The organism is Corynebacterium pygosceleis (assembly GCF_016595275.2).
In the GTDB taxonomy this organism is placed as follows: Bacteria; Actinomycetota; Actinomycetes; order Mycobacteriales; family Mycobacteriaceae; genus Corynebacterium; species Corynebacterium pygosceleis.
The window spans coordinates 12,531-31,286 of record NZ_JAENIQ020000002.1; the positions used below are offsets into that span (position 1 = coordinate 12,531).

At 67.3% G+C, this 18,756-nt stretch carries 18 protein-coding genes and 1 tRNA gene; 13 read left to right on the forward strand and 6 right to left on the reverse strand.

The window, feature by feature from the left end; translation table 11 throughout:
- Window positions 1–19 precede the first annotated feature (19 nt).
- From JIM94_RS03370 to scpB, 5 genes are all read left to right on the forward strand, one after another.
- A complete protein-coding gene (locus tag JIM94_RS03370; protein WP_200255126.1) occupies window positions 20–892 on the forward strand; it encodes a ParA family protein in 873 nt (290 codons plus the stop codon).
- 2 nt (window positions 893–894) lie between these two features.
- Window positions 895–1,728, forward strand: coding sequence for a segregation and condensation protein A (locus tag JIM94_RS03375; RefSeq protein ID WP_248085791.1), 834 nt, complete (start codon window positions 895–897; stop codon window positions 1,726–1,728).
- The gene (locus JIM94_RS03380; protein ID WP_200254741.1) at window positions 1,729–1,914 is read left to right on the forward strand and encodes an excalibur calcium-binding domain-containing protein; all 186 of its coding nucleotides are present in this window, start codon (window positions 1,729–1,731) and stop codon (window positions 1,912–1,914) included.
- 149 nt (window positions 1,915–2,063) lie between these two features.
- Window positions 2,064–2,894 carry a sulfurtransferase gene (locus JIM94_RS03385; protein WP_200254743.1) on the forward strand — a complete coding sequence of 277 codons (831 nt, stop codon included), beginning with the start codon at window positions 2,064–2,066 and terminating at the stop codon, window positions 2,892–2,894.
- A gap of 30 nt (window positions 2,895–2,924) precedes the next feature.
- Window positions 2,925–3,494: an SMC-Scp complex subunit ScpB gene (scpB, locus tag JIM94_RS03390; RefSeq protein WP_248085788.1), complete on the forward strand. Its 570-nt coding sequence runs from the start codon at window positions 2,925–2,927 to the stop codon at window positions 3,492–3,494.
- Here the strand turns inward: scpB and JIM94_RS03395 are convergent.
- Window positions 3,488–3,973: a hypothetical protein gene (locus JIM94_RS03395; RefSeq protein WP_200254745.1), complete on the reverse strand. Its 486-nt coding sequence runs from the start codon at window positions 3,971–3,973 to the stop codon at window positions 3,488–3,490. The genes scpB and JIM94_RS03395 overlap by 7 nt on opposite strands.
- Before the next feature lie 121 nt (window positions 3,974–4,094).
- Window positions 4,095–5,585, reverse strand: a complete 1,491-nt coding sequence (locus JIM94_RS03400; protein ID WP_200254747.1) for a peptide MFS transporter — start codon at window positions 5,583–5,585, stop codon at window positions 4,095–4,097.
- 218 nt (window positions 5,586–5,803) lie between these two features.
- Between JIM94_RS03400 and JIM94_RS03405 the strand changes: the two genes are divergently transcribed.
- From JIM94_RS03405 to JIM94_RS03440, 8 genes are all read left to right on the forward strand, one after another.
- Window positions 5,804–7,531, forward strand: coding sequence for an ABC transporter transmembrane domain-containing protein (locus JIM94_RS03405; protein WP_234039987.1), 1,728 nt, complete (start codon window positions 5,804–5,806; stop codon window positions 7,529–7,531).
- On the forward strand, window positions 7,528–9,348 hold the full coding sequence (locus JIM94_RS03410; protein ID WP_200254749.1) for an ABC transporter transmembrane domain-containing protein: 1,821 nt from the start codon (window positions 7,528–7,530) through the stop codon (window positions 9,346–9,348). Before JIM94_RS03405 ends, JIM94_RS03410 begins: the two co-directional genes overlap by 4 nt.
- 144 nt (window positions 9,349–9,492) lie before the next feature.
- Window positions 9,493–10,773 (forward strand): adenosylmethionine--8-amino-7-oxononanoate transaminase, encoded by a 1,281-nt coding sequence (locus JIM94_RS03415; protein ID WP_200254751.1) that lies wholly within the window; start codon window positions 9,493–9,495, stop codon window positions 10,771–10,773.
- Complete coding sequence (gene bioD, locus JIM94_RS03420; RefSeq protein WP_200254753.1) at window positions 10,770–11,444, forward strand: dethiobiotin synthase; 675 nt, start codon at window positions 10,770–10,772, stop codon at window positions 11,442–11,444. Before JIM94_RS03415 ends, bioD begins: the two co-directional genes overlap by 4 nt.
- A gap of 71 nt (window positions 11,445–11,515) precedes the next feature.
- Window positions 11,516–12,394, forward strand: coding sequence for a pseudouridine synthase (locus JIM94_RS03425; protein WP_200254755.1), 879 nt, complete (start codon window positions 11,516–11,518; stop codon window positions 12,392–12,394).
- Between the two features lie 17 nt (window positions 12,395–12,411).
- Entirely contained in the window at window positions 12,412–13,104 is a 693-nt protein-coding gene (gene cmk / locus JIM94_RS03430) for a (d)CMP kinase (protein WP_200255134.1), read from the forward strand.
- On the forward strand, window positions 13,101–14,735 hold the full coding sequence (gene der, locus JIM94_RS03435) for a ribosome biogenesis GTPase Der (protein ID WP_200254757.1): 1,635 nt from the start codon (window positions 13,101–13,103) through the stop codon (window positions 14,733–14,735). Before cmk ends, der begins: the two co-directional genes overlap by 4 nt.
- Window positions 14,736–15,041: 306 nt before the next feature.
- Window positions 15,042–15,194, forward strand: a complete 153-nt coding sequence (locus tag JIM94_RS03440) for a zinc transporter permease (RefSeq protein WP_200254759.1) — start codon at window positions 15,042–15,044, stop codon at window positions 15,192–15,194.
- 110 nt (window positions 15,195–15,304) lie between these two features.
- On the opposite strand, the gene JIM94_RS03445 is transcribed toward JIM94_RS03440, so the two are convergent.
- From JIM94_RS03445 to JIM94_RS03460, 4 genes are all read right to left on the reverse strand, one after another.
- A complete protein-coding gene (locus tag JIM94_RS03445) occupies window positions 15,305–16,708 on the reverse strand; it encodes a Na+/H+ antiporter family protein (protein WP_200254761.1) in 1,404 nt (467 codons plus the stop codon).
- Window positions 16,709–16,869: 161 nt separating this feature from the next.
- A tRNA-Pro gene (locus tag JIM94_RS03450) sits at window positions 16,870–16,946 on the reverse strand.
- Window positions 16,947–17,049: 103 nt separating this feature from the next.
- Window positions 17,050–17,445 (reverse strand): YchJ family metal-binding protein, encoded by a 396-nt coding sequence (locus tag JIM94_RS03455; RefSeq protein WP_200254763.1) that lies wholly within the window; start codon window positions 17,443–17,445, stop codon window positions 17,050–17,052.
- 1 nt (window position 17,446) lies between these two features.
- Window positions 17,447–18,637, reverse strand: coding sequence for an alpha/beta fold hydrolase (locus JIM94_RS03460; protein ID WP_200255136.1), 1,191 nt, complete (start codon window positions 18,635–18,637; stop codon window positions 17,447–17,449).
- Between the last annotated feature and the right edge of the window lie 119 nt (window positions 18,638–18,756).

Consider the following 18,756-nt stretch of genomic DNA (forward strand, 5'->3'; position numbering starts at 1 on the left):
CAAGGGAGAGAGATTGACTGTGAGTGATTCGGCGTTGTTCGATTCACCGGGAGCTCAGGTGGGTCTGACCGGGCGGCCCCTCCGTGAGCCCGCTGAACCCGCGCCGCTCGACCGGCACGGCCCGGCGACGATCCTCTCCATGTGCAACCAGAAGGGAGGGGTGGGAAAAACCACCTCCACCATCAACCTCGGGGCCTGTCTGGCGGAGGAGGGGAGGAAGGTTCTCCTCGTTGACCTCGACCCGCAGGGTGCGCTGTCCGCGGGGCTGGGTATCCCGCACGACGAACTCGACCTCACCGTGTACAACCTCATGGTCGACAACTCGACCTCGGTACTCAACGCCATCCACCGCACCAATGTCCCGGGGCTCGATCTCGTGCCCGCCAACATCGATCTCTCGGCCGCGGAGATCCAGCTCGTCAACGAGGTCGGTCGTGAACAGACGCTCGCACGGGCCCTCAGGCCCGTCATGCGTGACTACGACTACATCATCATCGACTGTCAGCCGTCCCTCGGGCTGCTGACGGTCAACGCCCTCGCCTGCTCCCACGGCGTCATCATCCCCATGGAGTGCGCCTACTTCTCACTGCGTGGACTCGCGCTGCTCACCGACACCGTCGAGAAGGTGCGTGACCGGCTCAACTTCGACCTCGAGGTGGTCGGGATCCTGGTCACCATGTTCGACCGTCGTACGAGCCACGCCAGGGAAGTCATGTCGCGCGTCATCGAGGTGTTCGGTGACCGGGTCTTCGACACCGTGGTCACCCGAACGGTCCGGTTCCCCGAGACCTCGGTCGCCGGTGAACCGATCATCACCTGGGCACCCAGTTCCCAGGGGGCGGCCCAGTACCGCAACCTCGCGCGTGAGGTCATCGAACGGACCACCGACTGACCGTGGGGCAACGGATCCACGCCACGTCGGCGACGCTGGGCGAACAGCCCGAGATCACCGGGTTCCAGGTTGCGCTGGCCAATTTCACCGGGCCGTTCGATCTGCTGCTCCAACTGATCGGGCAGAAGAAACTCGACATCACCGAGGTGAGCCTGTCCCGGGTGACGGACGAGTTCATCGCCTACACGCGGGCTCTCGGCGAGACCGCCGAACTCGATGAGGTCACGGAGTTTCTGGTGGTCGCCGCGACACTGCTCGACCTGAAGACGGCACGCCTTCTTCCGCGTGGTGAAGTCGACAGCGAGGAGGATCTCGCGCTGCTCGAGTCGCGGGACCTGCTGTTCGCCAGACTGCTCCAGTACCGCGCGTACAAGCAGGTGGCGGAACTCTTCGCCACCTGGCAGAGGGGAGCACCACGTCGTTACGCCCGTGCGGTGGCCATGGAGGAACGTTTCGCGGATCTTCTTCCGCCCGTGGTTCTGGGGCATACGCCGGCAACCTTCGCCGAGCTCGCCGCCGGGGTCTTTCGCCCGAAGGCCCCGGAGCTCGTCGGGACGGATCACATCCACAGGGTCGCCGTGTCCGTGCCGGAGCAGGCCGGGAGGATCCTGGACACCCTGCGGATCGCCGGGGTCGACCACTGGCTGACCTTCGCGGCGCTCACCCGTGACTGCACCATCTCCATGGAGGTCGTCGGACGGTTCCTCGCGCTGTTGGAGTTGTACAAGGCCCAGGCCATCGGCGTCGAGCAGGAGGAATCGCTGGGGGAACTGCGCATCGCTTGGACCGGTGTCGACGTGGATCCCCGGGTGGTGGCCGCCGGAAACTGGGAGTAGGTGCGCACGGCGGCTCCGGTACGGCGACTTCGCCGCCCCGCTCTCGCGCCCGCGCCTGACGTGTACTACCGGAACTGCGACGCGGTTCGCGCGGCAGGCAAGGCACCTCTCCGGCGTGGGGAGCCCGGATACCGTCCCGGGCTGGACCGGGACCGTCACGGCGTCGCCTGTGAGCGGCGCCGCTGATCTGATCGGTGCCCCGGTTCGTCGGTCCGTCTGTACGTCCCGATCCCCGCGTCGTTGGTGCGGCGAACCGGCGTAGTGTCAGGTGAAGCCCCCGTGAGTAGCCCCTTGCGGGGGTTTTCCGTGATGTTTCGTTCACGTATCCTTCATCTATGTCCTCTGTCACAGTTCCCGGTTCCGTCGTATCAGTTGGCTGGTTGTCCGACCGGTTGTCCTCCGGGGACGCCGATCTGGTCGTCCTGTGCGCGTCGATGGGTGATCCGGCGAAGAGTGCGGAGGGGATACCTGGTGCTTTTCTGGCGGATCTCGAGGGGGATTTCTCCGATCCCGATTCTCCGCTGCCGCACACCGTGCCCACGGACGTCCGTGGGGTGTTCGAGGCCCGGGGGATCTCGGACGGTACCGCCGTCGTGGTCTATGACCGTTTCGGTGTGCTGTGCGCCCCGCGTGTGTGGTGGCTCGCGAAGGTCGCCGGTCTGGACAACGTCGCGGTGCTGGACGGCGGTTTGCCCGCCTGGGTCGGGGCCGACCACCGGGTCGAGCCGCTCGCCGTCCCGGCGGAACGCGGAGTGATCGCGGCGGAACCGCGTCCCGATCTTCTCGTCGGTGTCTCCGGTGTCTCCCGGGCGTTGGCGCGGAGTGCGTGGGAGGTCGTCGACGCCCGGAGTGCGGGACGTTTCATCGGTGTGGAACCTGAACCCCGTCCGGGACTGAAGGCGGGACACATTCCCGGAAGCGTGAACATTCCCTTCACCAGGGTCCTGGACGCGAACGGACACCTGCGGGACCCGGGGGAGCTGGCGGAGTTGTTCCGGAGCGTGGTGGGGGACGCCCGTCGGATGACCTTCACCTGCGGATCCGGGGTCACCGCGTGCGTGGACGCCCTGGCCGCGGAACGTGCGGGATACACGGACCTCACCGTGTATGACGGCTCCTGGTCCGAGTGGGGGAACCCCCGGGCGTGCCAACCGGTGGGCCCCTGAGCGGATTCACACCCCGGTAGAGTGTCCCGGGTGAGTGAAACAGGATTCCACAAGCCCGCACCGGTCACCGCACTACGGTCCCAGATCGAGTCCATTCTGCTCGTCGTCGACACCCCCGTCGCCGTGGAAACCCTGGCCACCGTGCTGGGGGCCGAGGTCGATCTGGTGACCCGGGTCCTGGAGGAGATCCGGGGGGAGTTCGACGCCCGGGGAAACGGCTTCGATCTCCGGGCCGGTGCGGAGGGATGGCGGTTGTACACCCGTCCCGAGAACGCCGGAGTCGTCGAGAAGCTGATCCTCGACGGCAGTCAGTCCCGGTTGAGCCGTGCGGCCCTCGAGACGCTCGCCGTCGTCGCCTACCGTCAACCGGTGACCCGCGCGCAGGTCTCGGCTGTCCGGGGAGTGAACGTCGACGGAGTGATGCGGACGCTGCAGCTCCGGGGTCTCATCCGTGAGGCGGAGACCGATCAGGCCACGGGGGCGCACAGGTACGTCACCACCGAACTTCTGCTCGAGCTTCTCGGTATAGACAGCCTCGAGCGGTTGCCGGATCTCGCACCCCTGCTTCCCGACGTCGACTCCATCGACGAGGACTACTGAGCGGCGGAGTCGGAGCCGGCCCCCTCGGGACCGGCCGGTGTCAGCGACACCAGGGTGAAGGTGCCGTCACGATCCTCGAAAGTGGCCCTGGTGTCGCCCGGATAGAGGCCCAGCTCCACCGTCCCGGCGCACAGATCGACCTTTGAACGGGCGAAGCGCTTGATGATCGTCCGTCCGGAAGGCTTCACGATGCCGAGTGCGTTGGAATCCTCCAGCAGTCCGGTTTCCGGGATGTCCTTGTGCGGACCGTCCCCGAGTACCTCATCCACGGCCGCCCTGGACTGGTACGGGCAGATCACCGCCATCCCGGTGGCCTCCGAGTCGTAGAGTGTCGCGGGTGCGACATCGTGGGGGCGGGTGTCCAGGATCTTGAGGAGCGGATCCCTGCCGAAGTCACAGGCACTGACGCCCACCGCCGCGGCGAGAAGCGTGATCACGAGGAACTCCGGGGTGGAGCGGATGAACGGGTGACATGACACGGGGCCTCCTAGTGGGAATGACCGCTCCACCTCTGTCGCGGGGTCGGGCGTTCCACACCATTATCCCCCTTCCTGTCCGGGGAGGCTGGGAATTGCCGGGAATCACCGGAACCGGGGACCGTCAGCCTGCTGTGGTCTCCGTCTGCGCCAGTCGGTTGATCCGCCGGACCATGCCGAGCACCACCGCACCGACGGTGATGACCGTCAGTCCGCATGCGGTGAAGTAGATCCGCTCGGACGTGGCGTCCTCCGGGTTGTAGAGCCTGGAGACGACTCCTGCGGCGGCGGTGCCCGCCGCCATGGTGAGGAAGTAGAGCGCGGAGAACCGGGTGCCGTAGCTCGCCGGTGCGAGAGCGGTCGTGGTGGACATGCCGACCGGGCCGACGAGCAGTTCCCCGCACGTGATGACCAGCACCGCGGTGGCGAGAGCGAGGAACGGGGTGCTAGAGGGGCCACCGCCGGCGAAGGGGAGGAGCACGAGGAGACCGCACCCGGAGATGATGACACCGACAGCCATCTTCGTCGCCGAGCCGACACGGTCACCGAGCGCGGTCCAGAGTAGTGCCGCCGGGCCGGAGAGGATCAGGATGAAGGCGGGGTTGAGCGACTGGGTCCAGGACGCGGGGACCTCGCGGACGGCGCCGAAGATGTCGACTGTCCTGTCGAGCCGGAGATCCGAGTACACCGCGAACACCCCGTACGTCTGGTTCAGGACCGCCCAGAACGCGGTCGAGGCGAGGAACACCGGTATGAACGCGACGACCTTTCTCCGTTCGACGTCACCGAGGGATCTGTCGCGGAGCATGCGGGTGAACAGGAGTGCGGCTGAACCGAGTGTGACCGCGAGGAGGATGTCGGCGGCCGACCCCGTGTTCAGTGTCCCGGTCACCACGGCGAGGAGAATCAGCAGAGAAGCTGAGGCCAGAATGGCCGCCAAACGGGGTAGCGCGGTGCGCGGAAGGGGGTCGGTCGGGGCGGACGCGATGGACCGTGACCGGGTCAGCAGATAGTTCCCCAGGCCGATGAGCATGAGGACCGCCGCTGCCCCGAACCCGTAGTGGAAGCCCCGGGTGGTCTGGAACCAGCCTGTGAGGATCGGGCCGAGAAGTGCACCGATGTTGATGCCGAGATAGAAGATCTGGAATCCAGCGTCCCGTTTCCCCTCGTCATCCGCGAACGCCGTACCGAGAACGGTGATCGCGGATGCCTTGAGAGCCCCGGAACCGACGGCGACGGCGAGCAGTCCCGCGGTGACGCCGGGGACGCCGGGCACCAGTGCGAGGGCGAGGTGTCCCACCACGAGGGTCAGTGCGCCACCGAGCAGTGTCTTCTCGGCTCCCGCGAGGCGGTCGGCGACCCACCCGCCGGCGAGCGTGCACAGATAGACGAGGGAACCGTAGGCGCCCATGAGCGCGGTGGCCTCGGCCCGGTCCAGGCCCAGGCCGCCGTCGGTCGCCGAGTGGTAGAGGTAGTACAGCATGATGGCCTGCATGCCGTAGAAGGAGAACCGTTCCCACATCTCCACCCCGGCGACGGAGAACAGTATCCGGTTGTGGGTCGGGGCGGGGGGAACTCCCGGAGGCGTTATTGAACGCTGTTCAAAAGTGGTCATGGAAAGGATTATCAGTTGATGCGGACGTTCCGGCAAACACGTCGACACCGATCGGATACCCCCGTCGCAGAGGAAGAAGCGAGCGGGACCCGACTTCGCGACGGGGGCGCGGGGATCGCGGGTTCCGGCGCCGGTCGTGGTGATGTGACGGAGAGGTGAGCCGCGCCTTAGTCTGAAGCGGTGGACACGATGTTTCCGGGCCCGGCCGAGGAGAACCCATGACGACGGAACGAGGACTGCCCCGTTGCGAGACCGGCAGGCACCGGGCCGAATCACCGGCCGCACCCCGTGTCGACGCGGAAACGACCCCGGGGCGGCTGCTCTGGCGGTCGATGACCGCGCATCCACGGCTGATGCTTCCGGCGCTCCTGCTCTCCGCCACGCACCAGATCGGCGAGATGGCGGTCCCCGTCATCGTCGGTCTGGCCATCGACCACGGGATCGCCGCCGGTGACGGGCGCACCTTCACCATTCTGCTCGCACTGCTGGCGCTGGATTTCCTCGTTCTCTCCACCGCGTACAGATACGCCTCCCGCCTCGGCTGGATCTCCATGAACTACGTCGAGCACGGCCTCCGCATGAGACTCATCGACCGCATGCTCGATCCCCGGGGGCTGGGGGGACAGCGCAGGCTCCCCGGTGAACTCCTCGCCATCGCCTCCACCGACGCCAGGCAGGTCGCCATGAGCACACAGGCGCTCCTCTACCCGGTCGGGCAGGCCGTCGGTCTCCTCTTCGGTGCCGTGATCCTGCTACGCATCCACTGGCCACTCGGCGTTGCGACGATCCTCGGGGCATTCGTCGTCCTCGTCGTCGCGGAGAAGGTCGGTGGCCCACTGGCGGGCCGGTTCCGGCTCCAGCAGCAGGCGGCGGCCGACGCCGCCGGGACGGCCGCCGACATGATGCAGGGGGTGCAGGTCATCAAGGGGCTCGGCGCGGACCGTGCCGCCGAACTGCGTTACCGGGACCTGTCGCAGCGGGCACTGGGGGCGACGCTGCGTTCGGTGCGCTCCAACGCAGTTCTGACGGGGTCGATGAGAATCACCGGTGGACTGCTCGTCGCGTCGATCGCCGTCGCGGGTGCCCTGCTCGCGGTCACCGGAGGGATCAGTCTCGGACAGATGATCACGGTCATCGGTCTCGCCCAACTGGTCACCGAACCCCTGAACTTCATCGGGGACTTCGGTGCCGTCCTCTGGGCCACCGGGAAAGGGAGCGCCGCCCGGGTCCTGGGGATACTCCAGGCGCCCCGGGTCTTCGACGACGGCCGAACCACCGCTCCGCCGTGGGACGGGGTGCCGCCACTGTCGCTGGACATCACCTTCGGCGACCGGCCCGTGACCGTGGCGCCCGGCGCGCTGACCGTCCTCGACCTACCCGCCACCGAGGTCGTCCGTCTGACCGACGCGCTCGCGATGACGGTACCGGCGGAACCGGGGACCGTCAGCGTCGGGGGAGTCGATCTCGCGGGACTGGACCCGGAGCACGTCCGCGCACGGATCCTCGTCGCACCGCACCGCGCGCAGGTCTTCGGCGGAACCGTCGCCGACAACATCGCGGAGGGCCACACCCCCGTGCCCCCGGAGGGGGAGCACGCCGCCGGGATCAGCGTCGAGACAGCCGCACTGGCTGCCGGACTCGACGACATCATCACCTCCCCGGACGGACTCGGCACGGCGACCGGAGATTCCGGTGACAGACTCTCGGGTGGGCAACGCCAACGGGTCGCTCTGGCCCGGGCGCTGGTGGCGGACCCGGAGGTCCTCGTGCTGGATCACCCGACCACCGCAGTCGACTCGGTCACCGAGGCCCGCATCGTCGAACGCACGCGTCTCCTCCGGCGGGGCCGCACGACCCTCGTCCTCACCGCATCCCCGGCCTGGCGCGCCGCCGCCGACAGCGTCACCGTCCCGTTCACCGCGACAGGGGAGCCGGTGACCCCGTGAGCCGACAATCACACGGCCGGCAACCGGATGTCTCCGGCGCCACGGACGCACTGCACGTCGCCACGGGTGAACAGGTCCGCCGGGTCCTCGCCGACGAGCTCCGCCCGCACCGCGTCCGGTTCTCCACCTCGCTCATCCTGCTCATCCTCGGCTCCGCCCTGGGGCTCGTCGCGCCCCGGTTGATGGGGGGACTGGTTGATCTCGTCCGTGACGGGCGTCCACTGCTCGGGCACACCGGAACCACGGCCGTCTGGTGGGCGGCCGCGGCCATGGCGGCGGCGGTCGGGGCGATGGCACTGATCACGGGTGTCGGCTACGTACTGATGGCCGGAACCGTGGAGAGGATCATCGCGTCACTGCGGGAACAGGTGGTGTCCGGGGGGATCGGTATGCCGGCGGAACGCATCGAGAAGGTCGGGGTCGGGGATCTCGTCTCCCGAACCACCGACGACGTCGCGGAGTTGACCCGGGCCGTCAACCAGTCGTTGGCGTCCCTCGCCATCGGGGGCCTCGCGGTACTGGTCACCGTGGTCGGCATGGCGTTCCTCGACTGGCGTTTTCTCGCGGTCGTCGTCCTCCTCGTCCCCGTCTACGCGACAGTCGTGCACCGGTACCGGGCGCAGGCCCCGGACGCGTACCTGTGCCAGCGCACGGAGATGGCGCAACGGGCGTCGGGGATCCTCACCAGTCTCCGGGGACTGCGCACCGTCCGTGCGTTCAACCTCCAGTCGTCCCGGAGAACCGGGATCGGGGACCACTCCTGGCGCACGGTGGAACTCGGGGTCTGGATAAGGATCCTGATCAACAGACTGTTCGGTGGGGTCAATCTCGCCGAGTATCTCGGGATGGCGGGAGTCCTCGTCATCGGCTGGTTCCTGGTCGAACGGGACACCGTCACCGTCGGAGTGGTGACCACCGCGGCCCTCTACTTCCTGCGTCTGTTCCAGCCGATCGGGATGCTCGTCGTGCTCATCGACCCACTGGCCTCCGCTGCGGCGTCGCTCAGGAGAGTGGTCGGTGTCGTCGTCGAACCGGAGACCCGGCCCCCCGGTGGCGGGTGCGGACCGGGGCCCCGGTACACGGGTCCACCGGAGTTGTGCATCGAACACCTCTCCTTCAGTTATCCGGGTGCCCGCAAGGTGCTCGACGACGTCACCGCCAGGGTCGCACCGGGATCGGTCACCGCTGTCGTCGGCGCCTCCGGGGCCGGTAAATCCACCCTCGGTGCGCTGATGGCCGGGTGCCGCCCGGTCGACACCGGGCGGATCCTCATCGGGGGCATCGACGCTGCATGTCTGTCCCCGGAGCAGCGTGCGCGGACCGTGTGTCTCGTCACCCAGGAGACGCACGTCTTCGCCGGGACGCTGCGGGACGACCTCCGGTTGGCCTGCCCGGGCGTCGATGACGCCGGGCTTCTCGACGCTCTCCACCGGGTCGGCGCACTCGACTGGGTCACCGCGCTCCCCGATGGCCTGGACACGGTCGTTGGGGAACGCGGGCAGGTGCTCGGGCCGGTCGAGGCCCAGCAGATCGCCCTGGCCCGCGTCCTCCTCGTCGATCCGCCCGTGGTCGTCCTCGATGAGGCGACCTCCGAAGCCGGAGCGGGAGGCGGAGCCGTACTGGAGGAGGCCGTGTGGAAGGTCGTGGAGGGCCGGACCGCCGTGGTGATCGCGCACCGACTGGATCAGGCGGCCCGGGCGGACGAGATCTGGTTGATGGACTCCGGGCGCATGGTGGAACGGGGCGCCCACCCGGATCTCGTGGAGAAGGGCGGCGCGTACGCGGAACTCTGGGAGGCCTGGTCTCGTGGCCGGTGAACGCCGTGGCACCGGAGCACACCGGTGAGCTGCGATGGCCGTCCAGGGGGTCGGTCGTCCCCACCTCCGGACGGGCGCACCGTACCGACGGGATAGAGTCTGTGGTGATCAGTGAACAATGTTCAATCCCGACGTGAGGAAGCGATGACCCGCACCGTCACCTTCGACCAGCAGCACATCTGGCACCCCTACAGTCCCACCCCGGCACCGGTGGACCCGCTCCCCGTCGCCTCGACCGGGGGAGTGCACATCACACTGGAGGACGGGAGGACCCTGATCGACGGCATGAGCTCCTGGTGGGCCGCCTGCCACGGTCACGGACACCCCGCACTCGTCTCGGCCGCACACCGGCAGATCGACACCATGAGCCACGTCATGTTCGGTGGACTGACCCACCGACCGGCCGTCGACCTCGCCGAACGACTGCTCCGGATCGCGGGTGAACCGCTGAACCGGGTGTTCTTCTGCGACTCCGGCTCCGTGTCCGTCGAGGTGGCGATCAAGATGGCGCTCCAGTATCAGCGCGGAAACGGGTGTCCCGAAAGAAAACGGCTGATCACCTGGCGTTCCGGTTACCACGGCGACACCTTCGGTCCGATGAGCGTCTGTGATCCGGAGGGCGGCATGCACGCCCTGTGGGCGGGGACCCTGACCGAACAGATCTTCGCCCCCGCTCCTCCCGTGAGAGGCTCATCCCCGCAGCGGCGCGCGGACTACCTCCGCCGGGTCGAGGAGTTGATCGACGGTACGGTCGCCGCGATGATCATCGAACCCGTCGTCCAGGGGGCGGGCGGGATGCGGTTCCACGATCACGAGCTCGTCGCCGGGGTCAGGGAACTGTGCGACCGTCACGGGATCCTGTTCATCGCCGATGAGATCGCCACCGGGTTCGGACGCACCGGGGATCTCCTGGCGACCCGGGCCGCCGGTGTCCACGCCGACATTCTCTGCCTGGGTAAGGCACTGACCGGTGGTTTCATGTCGCTGGCCGCTGTTCTGGCCACGGACAGGGTGGCCGAGGGGATCCAGGAACCGGAGGGTGGGGGTGCGCTCATGCACGGACCGACCTTCATGGCGAATCCGCTCGCCTGCGCCGTCGGATCCGCCGCTCTCGACCTCGTCGAGGAGGGGTACTGGCGGGAGACCGTGCCCAGGATCGAGAACGAACTGGCCGTGGGACTCGAGCCTCTCCGACGGATGCCCCACGTCGCGGATGTCCGGGTGCTCGGCGCGATCGGTGTCGTGGAGATGGACCGACCGGTGGACATGCGCGCCGCGACGGATGCCGCGGTGGACGCGGGAGTGTGGCTCAGACCGTTCGGCCGCCTGATCTACACCATGCCGCCGTTCACCGCCACGACACGGAATGTCGCCGACATCTGCGCCGCGATCACCGCCGCCGCGGGAGCCGGGGTGTCCGAATGACCGTGCACGTCATCACCGGAACGAACACGGATGTCGGCAAAACCATCGCCACCGCAGCCCTCGCGGTGCGCTTGTGCACGGAGGGCCGTGCCGTCACCGTCGTCAAACCCGCCCAGACCGGGGAACCGGAGGGGGCGGGGGATCTCGCCACCGTCCGTGGTTTCGCCGGTGCCGCCGTCGGGACCGTGGAGTTCGCCCGCTACCCCGAGCCCCTGGCCCCCAATCTCTCGGCACGCCGGGCCGGACTGCCCCAGCTCGACCTCGCCGCGACCGTCCGGAGAATCCGGGCCCTGGATGCACCCGGGCGGACCGTCCTCGTCGAAGGGGCCGGAGGTCTGCTGGTCCGTATCGCGGATGACTGGACCATCGCGGACCTCGCGGGGCAACTCGGGGCTCCGGTCACCGTGGTGACGTCACTCGGGTTGGGCTCACTCAACGCCGCGGAACTCACCGTGGAGGCCGCACGGCGCAGGGGCCTGACGGTCACGGGACTCATCGGGGGGTCCCTGTCCCGTGACCCCGATCTGGCGACGGGGCTGAACCTCGCGGAACTTCCCGAGGTCACCGGTGTGCCACTGCTCGGTTGTCTGCCCGAGGGGGCGGGCTCCCTCGACCGGGAGGAGTTCACCCGGGTGTCGGGAAACCTCGACACGAGGCCTTTTTCGAGGTGAAATGGCGTTGAACCGTTCAGCGGGCTAGAGTTGGCCCGTTACACAACCACATAGAAAAGGACACGATCACCGTGAACCAACCCGCTCGCCGAGACGGCACACCGGAGAAGAAGAAGCGCGCCGCCGACATCTACGTCTCCAGGGCCAAGCCCGCCCGCCACCAGCACGTCCAGTCCGACCAGGACCGCCGTGCCGCCACCGTCGGTGACGCCGCCGGTGAGGGCGTCCGCCTCCAGAAGGTCCTCGCGCAGGCCGGTGTAGCCTCCCGCCGGATGGCCGAGAAGCTGATCGACGCCGGCCGCGTCGAGGTCGACGGCAGGGTCGTCACCACGCAGGGGATGCGCATCAACCCCAACACCGCCATCGTCCGAGTCGACGGTGCCCGGATCCGGGTCAACGAGGACATGGTCTACTTCGTGCTGAACAAGCCGCGCGGGGTGCAGTCCACGATGAGCGACGACATGGGTCGTCCCTGCGTCGGGGACATCGTCGGCGAGAAGCTCGACGCCGGTCAGCGTCTCTTCCACGTCGGACGCCTCGACGCCGCGACCGAGGGGCTGCTCCTGCTGACCAACGACGGCGAACTCGCGAACCGTCTCATGCACCCCAAGTACGAGGTCTCCAAGACCTACATGGCCACGCTCATCGGTGAGGCCGACCGCAAGCTCCTCAAGGAACTGAAGGAGGGCATCGAGCTGGACGACGGTGTGGCACGGGCCGACTACGTCCAGATCGTGGATGTCCACCAGGGTAAGTCCATCGTCCGCATCGACATCCACGAAGGCCGGAAGCACATCGTCCGCCGACTGTTCAAGACAGCCGGGTACCCGGTGGAACGGCTCGTGCGCACCAAGATCCACACCGTCTCACTGGGGGAGCAGACACCGGGTGCGATCCGTGCACTCAACAGTGCGGAACTGGGCAGCCTCTACAAGGCGGTGGGAATGTGACGGCCGAACTATCGAACATGCCCGACGGCGGGCTCATCGTCGCCGTCGACGGCCCGAGCGGAACAGGCAAGTCCACGGCCTGTCGGGCCCTGGCCTCCCGTCTGGGGGCGCGTTACCTCGACACCGGTGCGATGTACCGTGTCGCGACGCTGCACGTCCTCCGGCAGGGCGTCGACACCGCTGACACGGACGCCGTCATCCGGGCCACCGCCGACCTTCCCCTGGAGGTCAGTGATGATCCCACGTCGACGGCCGTCCTGCTCGACGGGGAAGACGTCTCCGGGGTCATCCGGGAAGCGGAGGTCACCCGGAACGTGTCCGCCGTCTCCGCGATCCCCGAGGTCCGGGTCAATCTCGTCGAACTGCAGCGCGGTCTCGCGCACCGGGCGCACCGGTGCATCGTGGAGGGACGTGACATCGGTACGGCGGTCCTCGTCGACGCCCCCGTGAAGGCCTTCCTCACCGCCTCCCCGGAGGTCCGCGCGCGCCGCCGTTTCAGCCAGGACACCGCCGCCGGACGGGACGTCGACTACGACACCGTCCTCGCCGACGTGATCCGTCGGGACGAACTCGATTCCACCAGAGCGGCCTCGCCGCTCACCCCGGCCACGGACTCCGTGGTCGTAGACACCTCCGACATGACGCTGGAGCAGGTCATCGACCGGCTCGTCCAGCTCACCTCGGACAGCGCAGAAAGGACGCGCTCATGAGCGACAGACAGCATTCCTCCAGAGATGACGAACAGGAGACGATGTTCGTCTACCACACACAGGGTGGTGAGATGGACGCCGTCGGCGTGTTCGCCGACGAGGACGTCGCCGCACCGCACGGCGGACACGCCGCGAAGGACTTCGATCCCGCAGAGTTCGGTGAACACGACATCGACGACGACGGGGAGATCCTCGATCCCGAGTTCGATGAATCGGACTTCGCCGACGCCGATTTCGGCGAGGACTTCGACGACCGGGACTGGGAACGCATGGAGGAGGCCTTCGGCGTCGAGCGTCCGGAACACGTCGAGGAGGCACTGTGCACCGTCGCCATCGTCGGTCGACCGAACGTCGGCAAGTCGACACTGGTCAACCGGTTCATCGGGCGTCGGGAAGCGGTCGTCGAGGACTTCCCCGGTGTCACCCGCGACCGCATCAGCTACCTCGGCGACTGGAACGGTCGACGCTTCTGGGTCCAGGACACCGGCGGCTGGGATCCGGACGCCAAGGGCATCCACGGTGCGATCGCCCGTCAGGCTGACGTGGCCATGGCCACCGCCGACGTCATCGTCCTCGTCGTCGACACCAAGGTCGGCGTCACCGAGACCGATGAGGTCATGGCCCGCAAACTCCAGCGCGCCGAGGTACCGGTCATCCTCGTGGCCAACAAGTTCGACTCGGACTCCCAGTACGGGGACGTCGCCGAGTTCTGGTCGCTGGGTCTGGGTGACCCGTACCCCGTGTCCGCCCAGCACGGTCGCGGTGGTGCGGATGTGCTGGACAAGGTCGTCGAGTCCTTCCCCGATGAGCCGCGGCAGAAGTCCATCGTCGAGGGCCCGCGTCGGGTCGCTCTCGTCGGGCGCCCCAACGTGGGCAAGTCCTCGCTGCTCAACAAGATCACCGGTGAGGAACGCAGTGTCGTCGACAACGTCGCCGGCACCACCGTCGACCCCGTCGACTCCCTGGTTCAGCTGGACCAGAAGCTGTGGAAGTTCGTCGACACGGCGGGTCTGCGGCGCAAGGTGAAGAACGCGCAGGGGCATGAATTCTACGCCTCGCTGCGCACGAAGAGCGCGATCGAGGCCGCCGAGGTCTGCATCTTCCTCATCGACGCCTCCGAGCCCATCTCCGAGCAGGATCAGCGGATCCTCGGGATGGTCATGGACGCCGGCAAGGCCCTCGTCGTGGCCTACAACAAGTGGGACCTCATGGACGAGGACCGACGCCCGCTCCTCGAACGGGAGATCGACCTCCAGCTGGCCCACATCCCGTGGGCGCGCCGCGTGAACATCTCAGCCAAGACGGGGCGCGCCCTGCAACGTCTCGAACCGGCGATGCTCGAGGCGCTGGAGTCCTGGGACACCCGCGTGTCCACGGGGCAGCTCAACACGTGGCTGCGCGCGGTCATCGCCCAGAATCCGCCGCCGATGCGCGGGGGCCGGCTTCCGCGTGTCCTGTTCGCCACCCAGGCGTCGACCCGCCCGCCGGTGATCGTGCTGTTCACCACCGGGTTCCTCGAGGCCGGATACCGGCGCTACCTGGAACGCAAGTTCAGGGAGTCCTTCGGTGGATTCGAGGGATCGCCGGTTCGCATCGCCATCCGGGTACGGGAGAAGCGGAAGCGCAAGTAGGCGTACACCGTGGTCCGGGCAGCTGTCGGGGAGAAGTCCCACAGCTGCCCGGACCACGTGTTTCCAATAAGTGTGTCCCTGCTTTTTGTTCGCCACACCCGCGTTTTCAATAAGGGATTGAAAATAACGAGGTAGTGCGCTTGTAATCTCGGTACGTTTTCAACTAGGGTGATCGTTGAAACAGTCGGAAGCCCGTTTGTTTTCAATAGTCCCAGATAATGCTGGACGGTGCCGGACAGTGTTCACCGGATTTCAACGGTGTGCACGGACACCCACCCGGGCTGAATTCAATCCCAAGGAGACATCATGAGCCACACCATCCACGAGAGCCACGACCACGAGCACGGCGACAACTGCGGTCACGAGGCCGTCAGGCACGACGATCACATCGACTACATCCACGACGGACACCGTCACCACCGTCATGAGGATCACTGGGACGAGTGCGTCGCGGTCTAGTATCCGCCGATGAAGGAAGAGGGCCCGGACAGCGTGACCGCTGTCCGGGCCCTCTTCCTTGCCGCCCGTGGCAATCCCGGGCGGCGACACCGGGGCGGGGGCAGCCCGGATCAGAGAATCATCGCGGCGATCCAGCCGGCGGCGAGGAGCGGCAGGTTGTAGTGGATGAAGGTCGGGATGACGGTGTCGCGGATGTGGTCGTGCTGCCCATCGGCGTTCAGACCCGACGTCGGGCCCAGCGTGGAATCGGAAGCGGGCGAACCTGCGTCACCCAGCGCACCGGCCGTACCGATGATGGAGATGGTCGCCAGGGGAGAGAAACCCATCGACATGCACAACGGAACGTAGATCGCGGTGATGATCGGCAGAGTGGAGAACGAGGACCCGATGCCCATCGTCACCACGAGGCCGACCAGGAGGATCGCGAGGGCGGCCGCCGGTCGATTGCCGGCGAAAACCTCCGCCGCGGAGGCAACCAGAGCCGGGATGTCACCGGTCGCCGTCATCACCGCGGCGAATCCCTGGGCGGTGATCATGATGAACCCGATCAGGGCCATCATCCGCATACCCGCGGTGAAGACGTCATCCGCCTCATTCCACCTGACCGCACCGGTGGCCATGAAGATGGCCAGGCCGACCAGAGCGCCGGTGAGCAGGGGATCCGCGTCGATCTCCAGTGTGGTCATCACCAACTGAATGGCGAAACACGCGAGGATCGCGATGACGGAGACGGTGATCCTGTAGCGGGAGACGCCGGCCGGCCCGGTCCCGGTGGTGCCGTCAGCGGTCCCGGACTCCACCGCGAGCGGGACATCACGGTAGTTCCGGGGCCTCCTGTAGGAGATGAACACGGCGATCAGCAGACCGGCGACCATGCCGAGTGCCGGGATCCACATGGCGCTCATGACGTTGATCCCGGACGTGTCCAGACCCGCCTCGTTGATGTTTCCCATGAGGATCGACTCAAGGTAGATACGGCCGAACCCGATGGGGAGGAACATGTAGGTTGTGACGAGACCGAAGGTGAGCACACAGGCCACCAGGCGGCGGTCCATCCGGAGCCCGTTCATCACCCGGAGCAACGGCGGAATGAGAAGCGGGATGAAGGCGATGTGGACGGGGATCAGGTTCTGGCTCATCACGGCCATGGCGAGGATGCCGGCGATGAGACCGTACTCGGTGACCACCGCCGCCCGTTTCCGGGCCGGGGTCAGTTCACCGCCCGGCTCCTCCGCCGTACCGGTACCCGCGATCCTCCTGACCATCCAGTCCGCCAGCAGTCGCGGCAGGCCCGCGCTCGCGACGGCCATCGCGAACGCGCCCAGCAGGGCGTAGGACAACGCGATCGTCGCGCCACCCCCGAGACCCTCCTGGAAGGTGACCATGGTGCCGGAGAAACCCAGACCACCGATCAAGCCACCGACAACGGCCCCGATCAACAGTGCGAGTACGACGTGGACCCGGAGTACGGCCAGCAGGAGAACCAGCAGGACCGCTATCAGTACAGAGTTCATGGTGACAATACTAAGGTCCCGCATCGGACCGGCTCATCATTGCCCCAGGTTTCTCCTACGGTTGTCCCGTCCGGGGGTGTTTCCGACGGTCGCCGGGGCGGAGGCGGGCACAGCGTGAGGGCCCGGTGGAGAAAACTCTCCACCGGGCCCTCACGCTGATGTGGTCGGACTGACAGGATTTGAACCTGCGACCCCTTGACCCCCAGTCAAGTGCGCTACCAAGCTGCGCCACAGTCCGTCGCCTGCCCCGGATCAACCGGAGCAACTGCCACAGATTACAACAGTGTCGGGCGGTTGCGCCAATCCGCAGGCCATGGCGGAAAAACGGAGGGATCGCCGGATCATGTCGCGTCGACGTAGACCCACCGTCCGTCGAGACGTGTGAAGGTGGAGTTCTCCTCCTGGGTGCCCCGTTCCCCGGTCGCGGTGCGGTACACGGCGGTGAACCGGACCCGGCCCGTGGTGTCGAACGGCCCGCCTCCCGTCGTGTCGTGCACGATCAGGCGGATGAAGCTGATCTCCGGATCGATGCTCAGGTCCACCGGTCTGGTGTCCGGATGCCAGGACACGTTGAGGTGATCGACGTCACCGACACGGAACGCCGTGTAGCGTGACCGCATGAGAGCCTCCGCGGTCGGGGCCCTCCTGGTGCCGGCCAGGATCGGCCCGCAGCATGAGTCGAAGACATCCCCGCTGCCGCAGGGACACCGGGTTTCATCACCGATGGAGTCGTCCACGTCAGTTGTCCCCGTCGATGAGTGTCGAGGAGGTGGTGATGATCCGCTCGATCACACTCGAACCCGCGGCGGCGAGGAGCTCCGAGCGCTCGCTCTCGTCGAGGTCGCCGATGAGCTCTATCCGACGTCGGAGCACGGTGGCTTCATCGTCGGAACCCACCACCCGAGACACCGTGACACTCACGTCGTCGAGGCCACGGATCCGTGCCTCCTTCGCCGCGATCCTGATGCTCTGCGAGGTCGCGGACGCGAGGGACGCGATGAGGAGGGCGGTGGGGGAGAGTCCGAGATTCCGGCCGCCGAGAGACCGCTCCCGGTCGGTCGTGATCGTCTCCCCCTCGATGCGGACCAGGTCGGTGAACTTTCCCGCGGGGATCGAGCGGGCCTCGGCGACCCCCTCCGGCATCACGTCCGTGTCTCCGTCGCCGGATTCGTCCGCCAGATACGGGTCGACCCAGGTGCGGATGAGGTTCGCCGCACGCTGTGCGACGCCCGGACGGGTGCACAGATGATCAGCCTTGTCGAGGGCGATGAGTGATTTCGGGTAGCGGGAGAGCTGGAAGATCTTCTGCGCGTTGTCGATGCCGACCGTCTGGTCCGTCGGTGCATGGAGCAGGAGAAGCGGTCGGCGGAGTCCGCCCAGGTAGACCTCCGGGTTGATCTCGGCGAGATCCTCGAGATAGGAACGGGAGATCGTCAGCTCCCGGCCACCCAGGGTGAGGGTGACGGCGCCGTTGGCGTCGACCTCGCTGATCCGGTCCGCGAAGTGGAGCACCGAGTGCGCCGGATCGAAGGGGGCCCCGATCGTCGCGACGGCACGCAGCTTCGGCATCTGCGCCCCGGCCTTCAGCGCGGCGGCGCCCCCGAGGGAGTGCCCGATGAGCAGCTGCGGTGCGGCGTGGTTCTCCTCCATCCACCGGTAGGCCGCGACGAGGTCGGCCACGTTCGAGGAGAACGATGTCTCGGCGAAGTCGCCCTCGGACTGCCCCAGCCCGGGAAAGTCGAATCTGAGGCACGCGATGCCCTGGTCCGCGAGGGTCTTGCAGACCCGGGCCGCGGCCGGTGTGAAGCGCGATCCGGTGAAGCAGTGCGAGAACATCGCCCACGCCACCGGGGCGGAATCGGGGAGGTCAAGGGTCCCAGCCATCATCTGTCCGGAGCTGCCGGGGAGTTTGACGCTGACGGAGTGCACGGAATTCTCACTCACTTTCGGTTCAAGGTTCATGGTGGGGCGATCACGGTCTCCCGTCTCAGCCCGTCGTCACGGCCACTCTAGGCCAGCATCCGCCCGGACGCCGGGAGAGACCACGG

Bases quoted from the DNA above. Each gene is read 5' to 3' on its own strand.
- JIM94_RS03385 (WP_200254743.1), top strand. From the start codon at position 2,064: ATGTCCTCTGTCACAGTTCCCGGTTCCGTCGTATCAGTTGGCTGGTTG.
- JIM94_RS03400 (WP_200254747.1), bottom strand. From the start codon at position 5,585: ATGACCACTTTTGAACAGCGTTCAATAACGCCTCCGGGAGTTCCCCCC.
- JIM94_RS03405 (WP_234039987.1), top strand. From the start codon at position 5,804: ATGACGACGGAACGAGGACTGCCCCGTTGCGAGACCGGCAGGCACCGG.
- JIM94_RS03415 (WP_200254751.1), top strand. From the start codon at position 9,493: ATGACCCGCACCGTCACCTTCGACCAGCAGCACATCTGGCACCCCTAC.
- bioD (WP_200254753.1), top strand. From the start codon at position 10,770: ATGACCGTGCACGTCATCACCGGAACGAACACGGATGTCGGCAAAACC.
- cmk (WP_200255134.1), top strand. From the start codon at position 12,412: ATGCCCGACGGCGGGCTCATCGTCGCCGTCGACGGCCCGAGCGGAACA.
- der (WP_200254757.1), top strand. From the start codon at position 13,101: ATGAGCGACAGACAGCATTCCTCCAGAGATGACGAACAGGAGACGATG.
- JIM94_RS03440 (WP_200254759.1), top strand. From the start codon at position 15,042: ATGAGCCACACCATCCACGAGAGCCACGACCACGAGCACGGCGACAAC.
- JIM94_RS03445 (WP_200254761.1), bottom strand. From the start codon at position 16,708: ATGAACTCTGTACTGATAGCGGTCCTGCTGGTTCTCCTGCTGGCCGTA.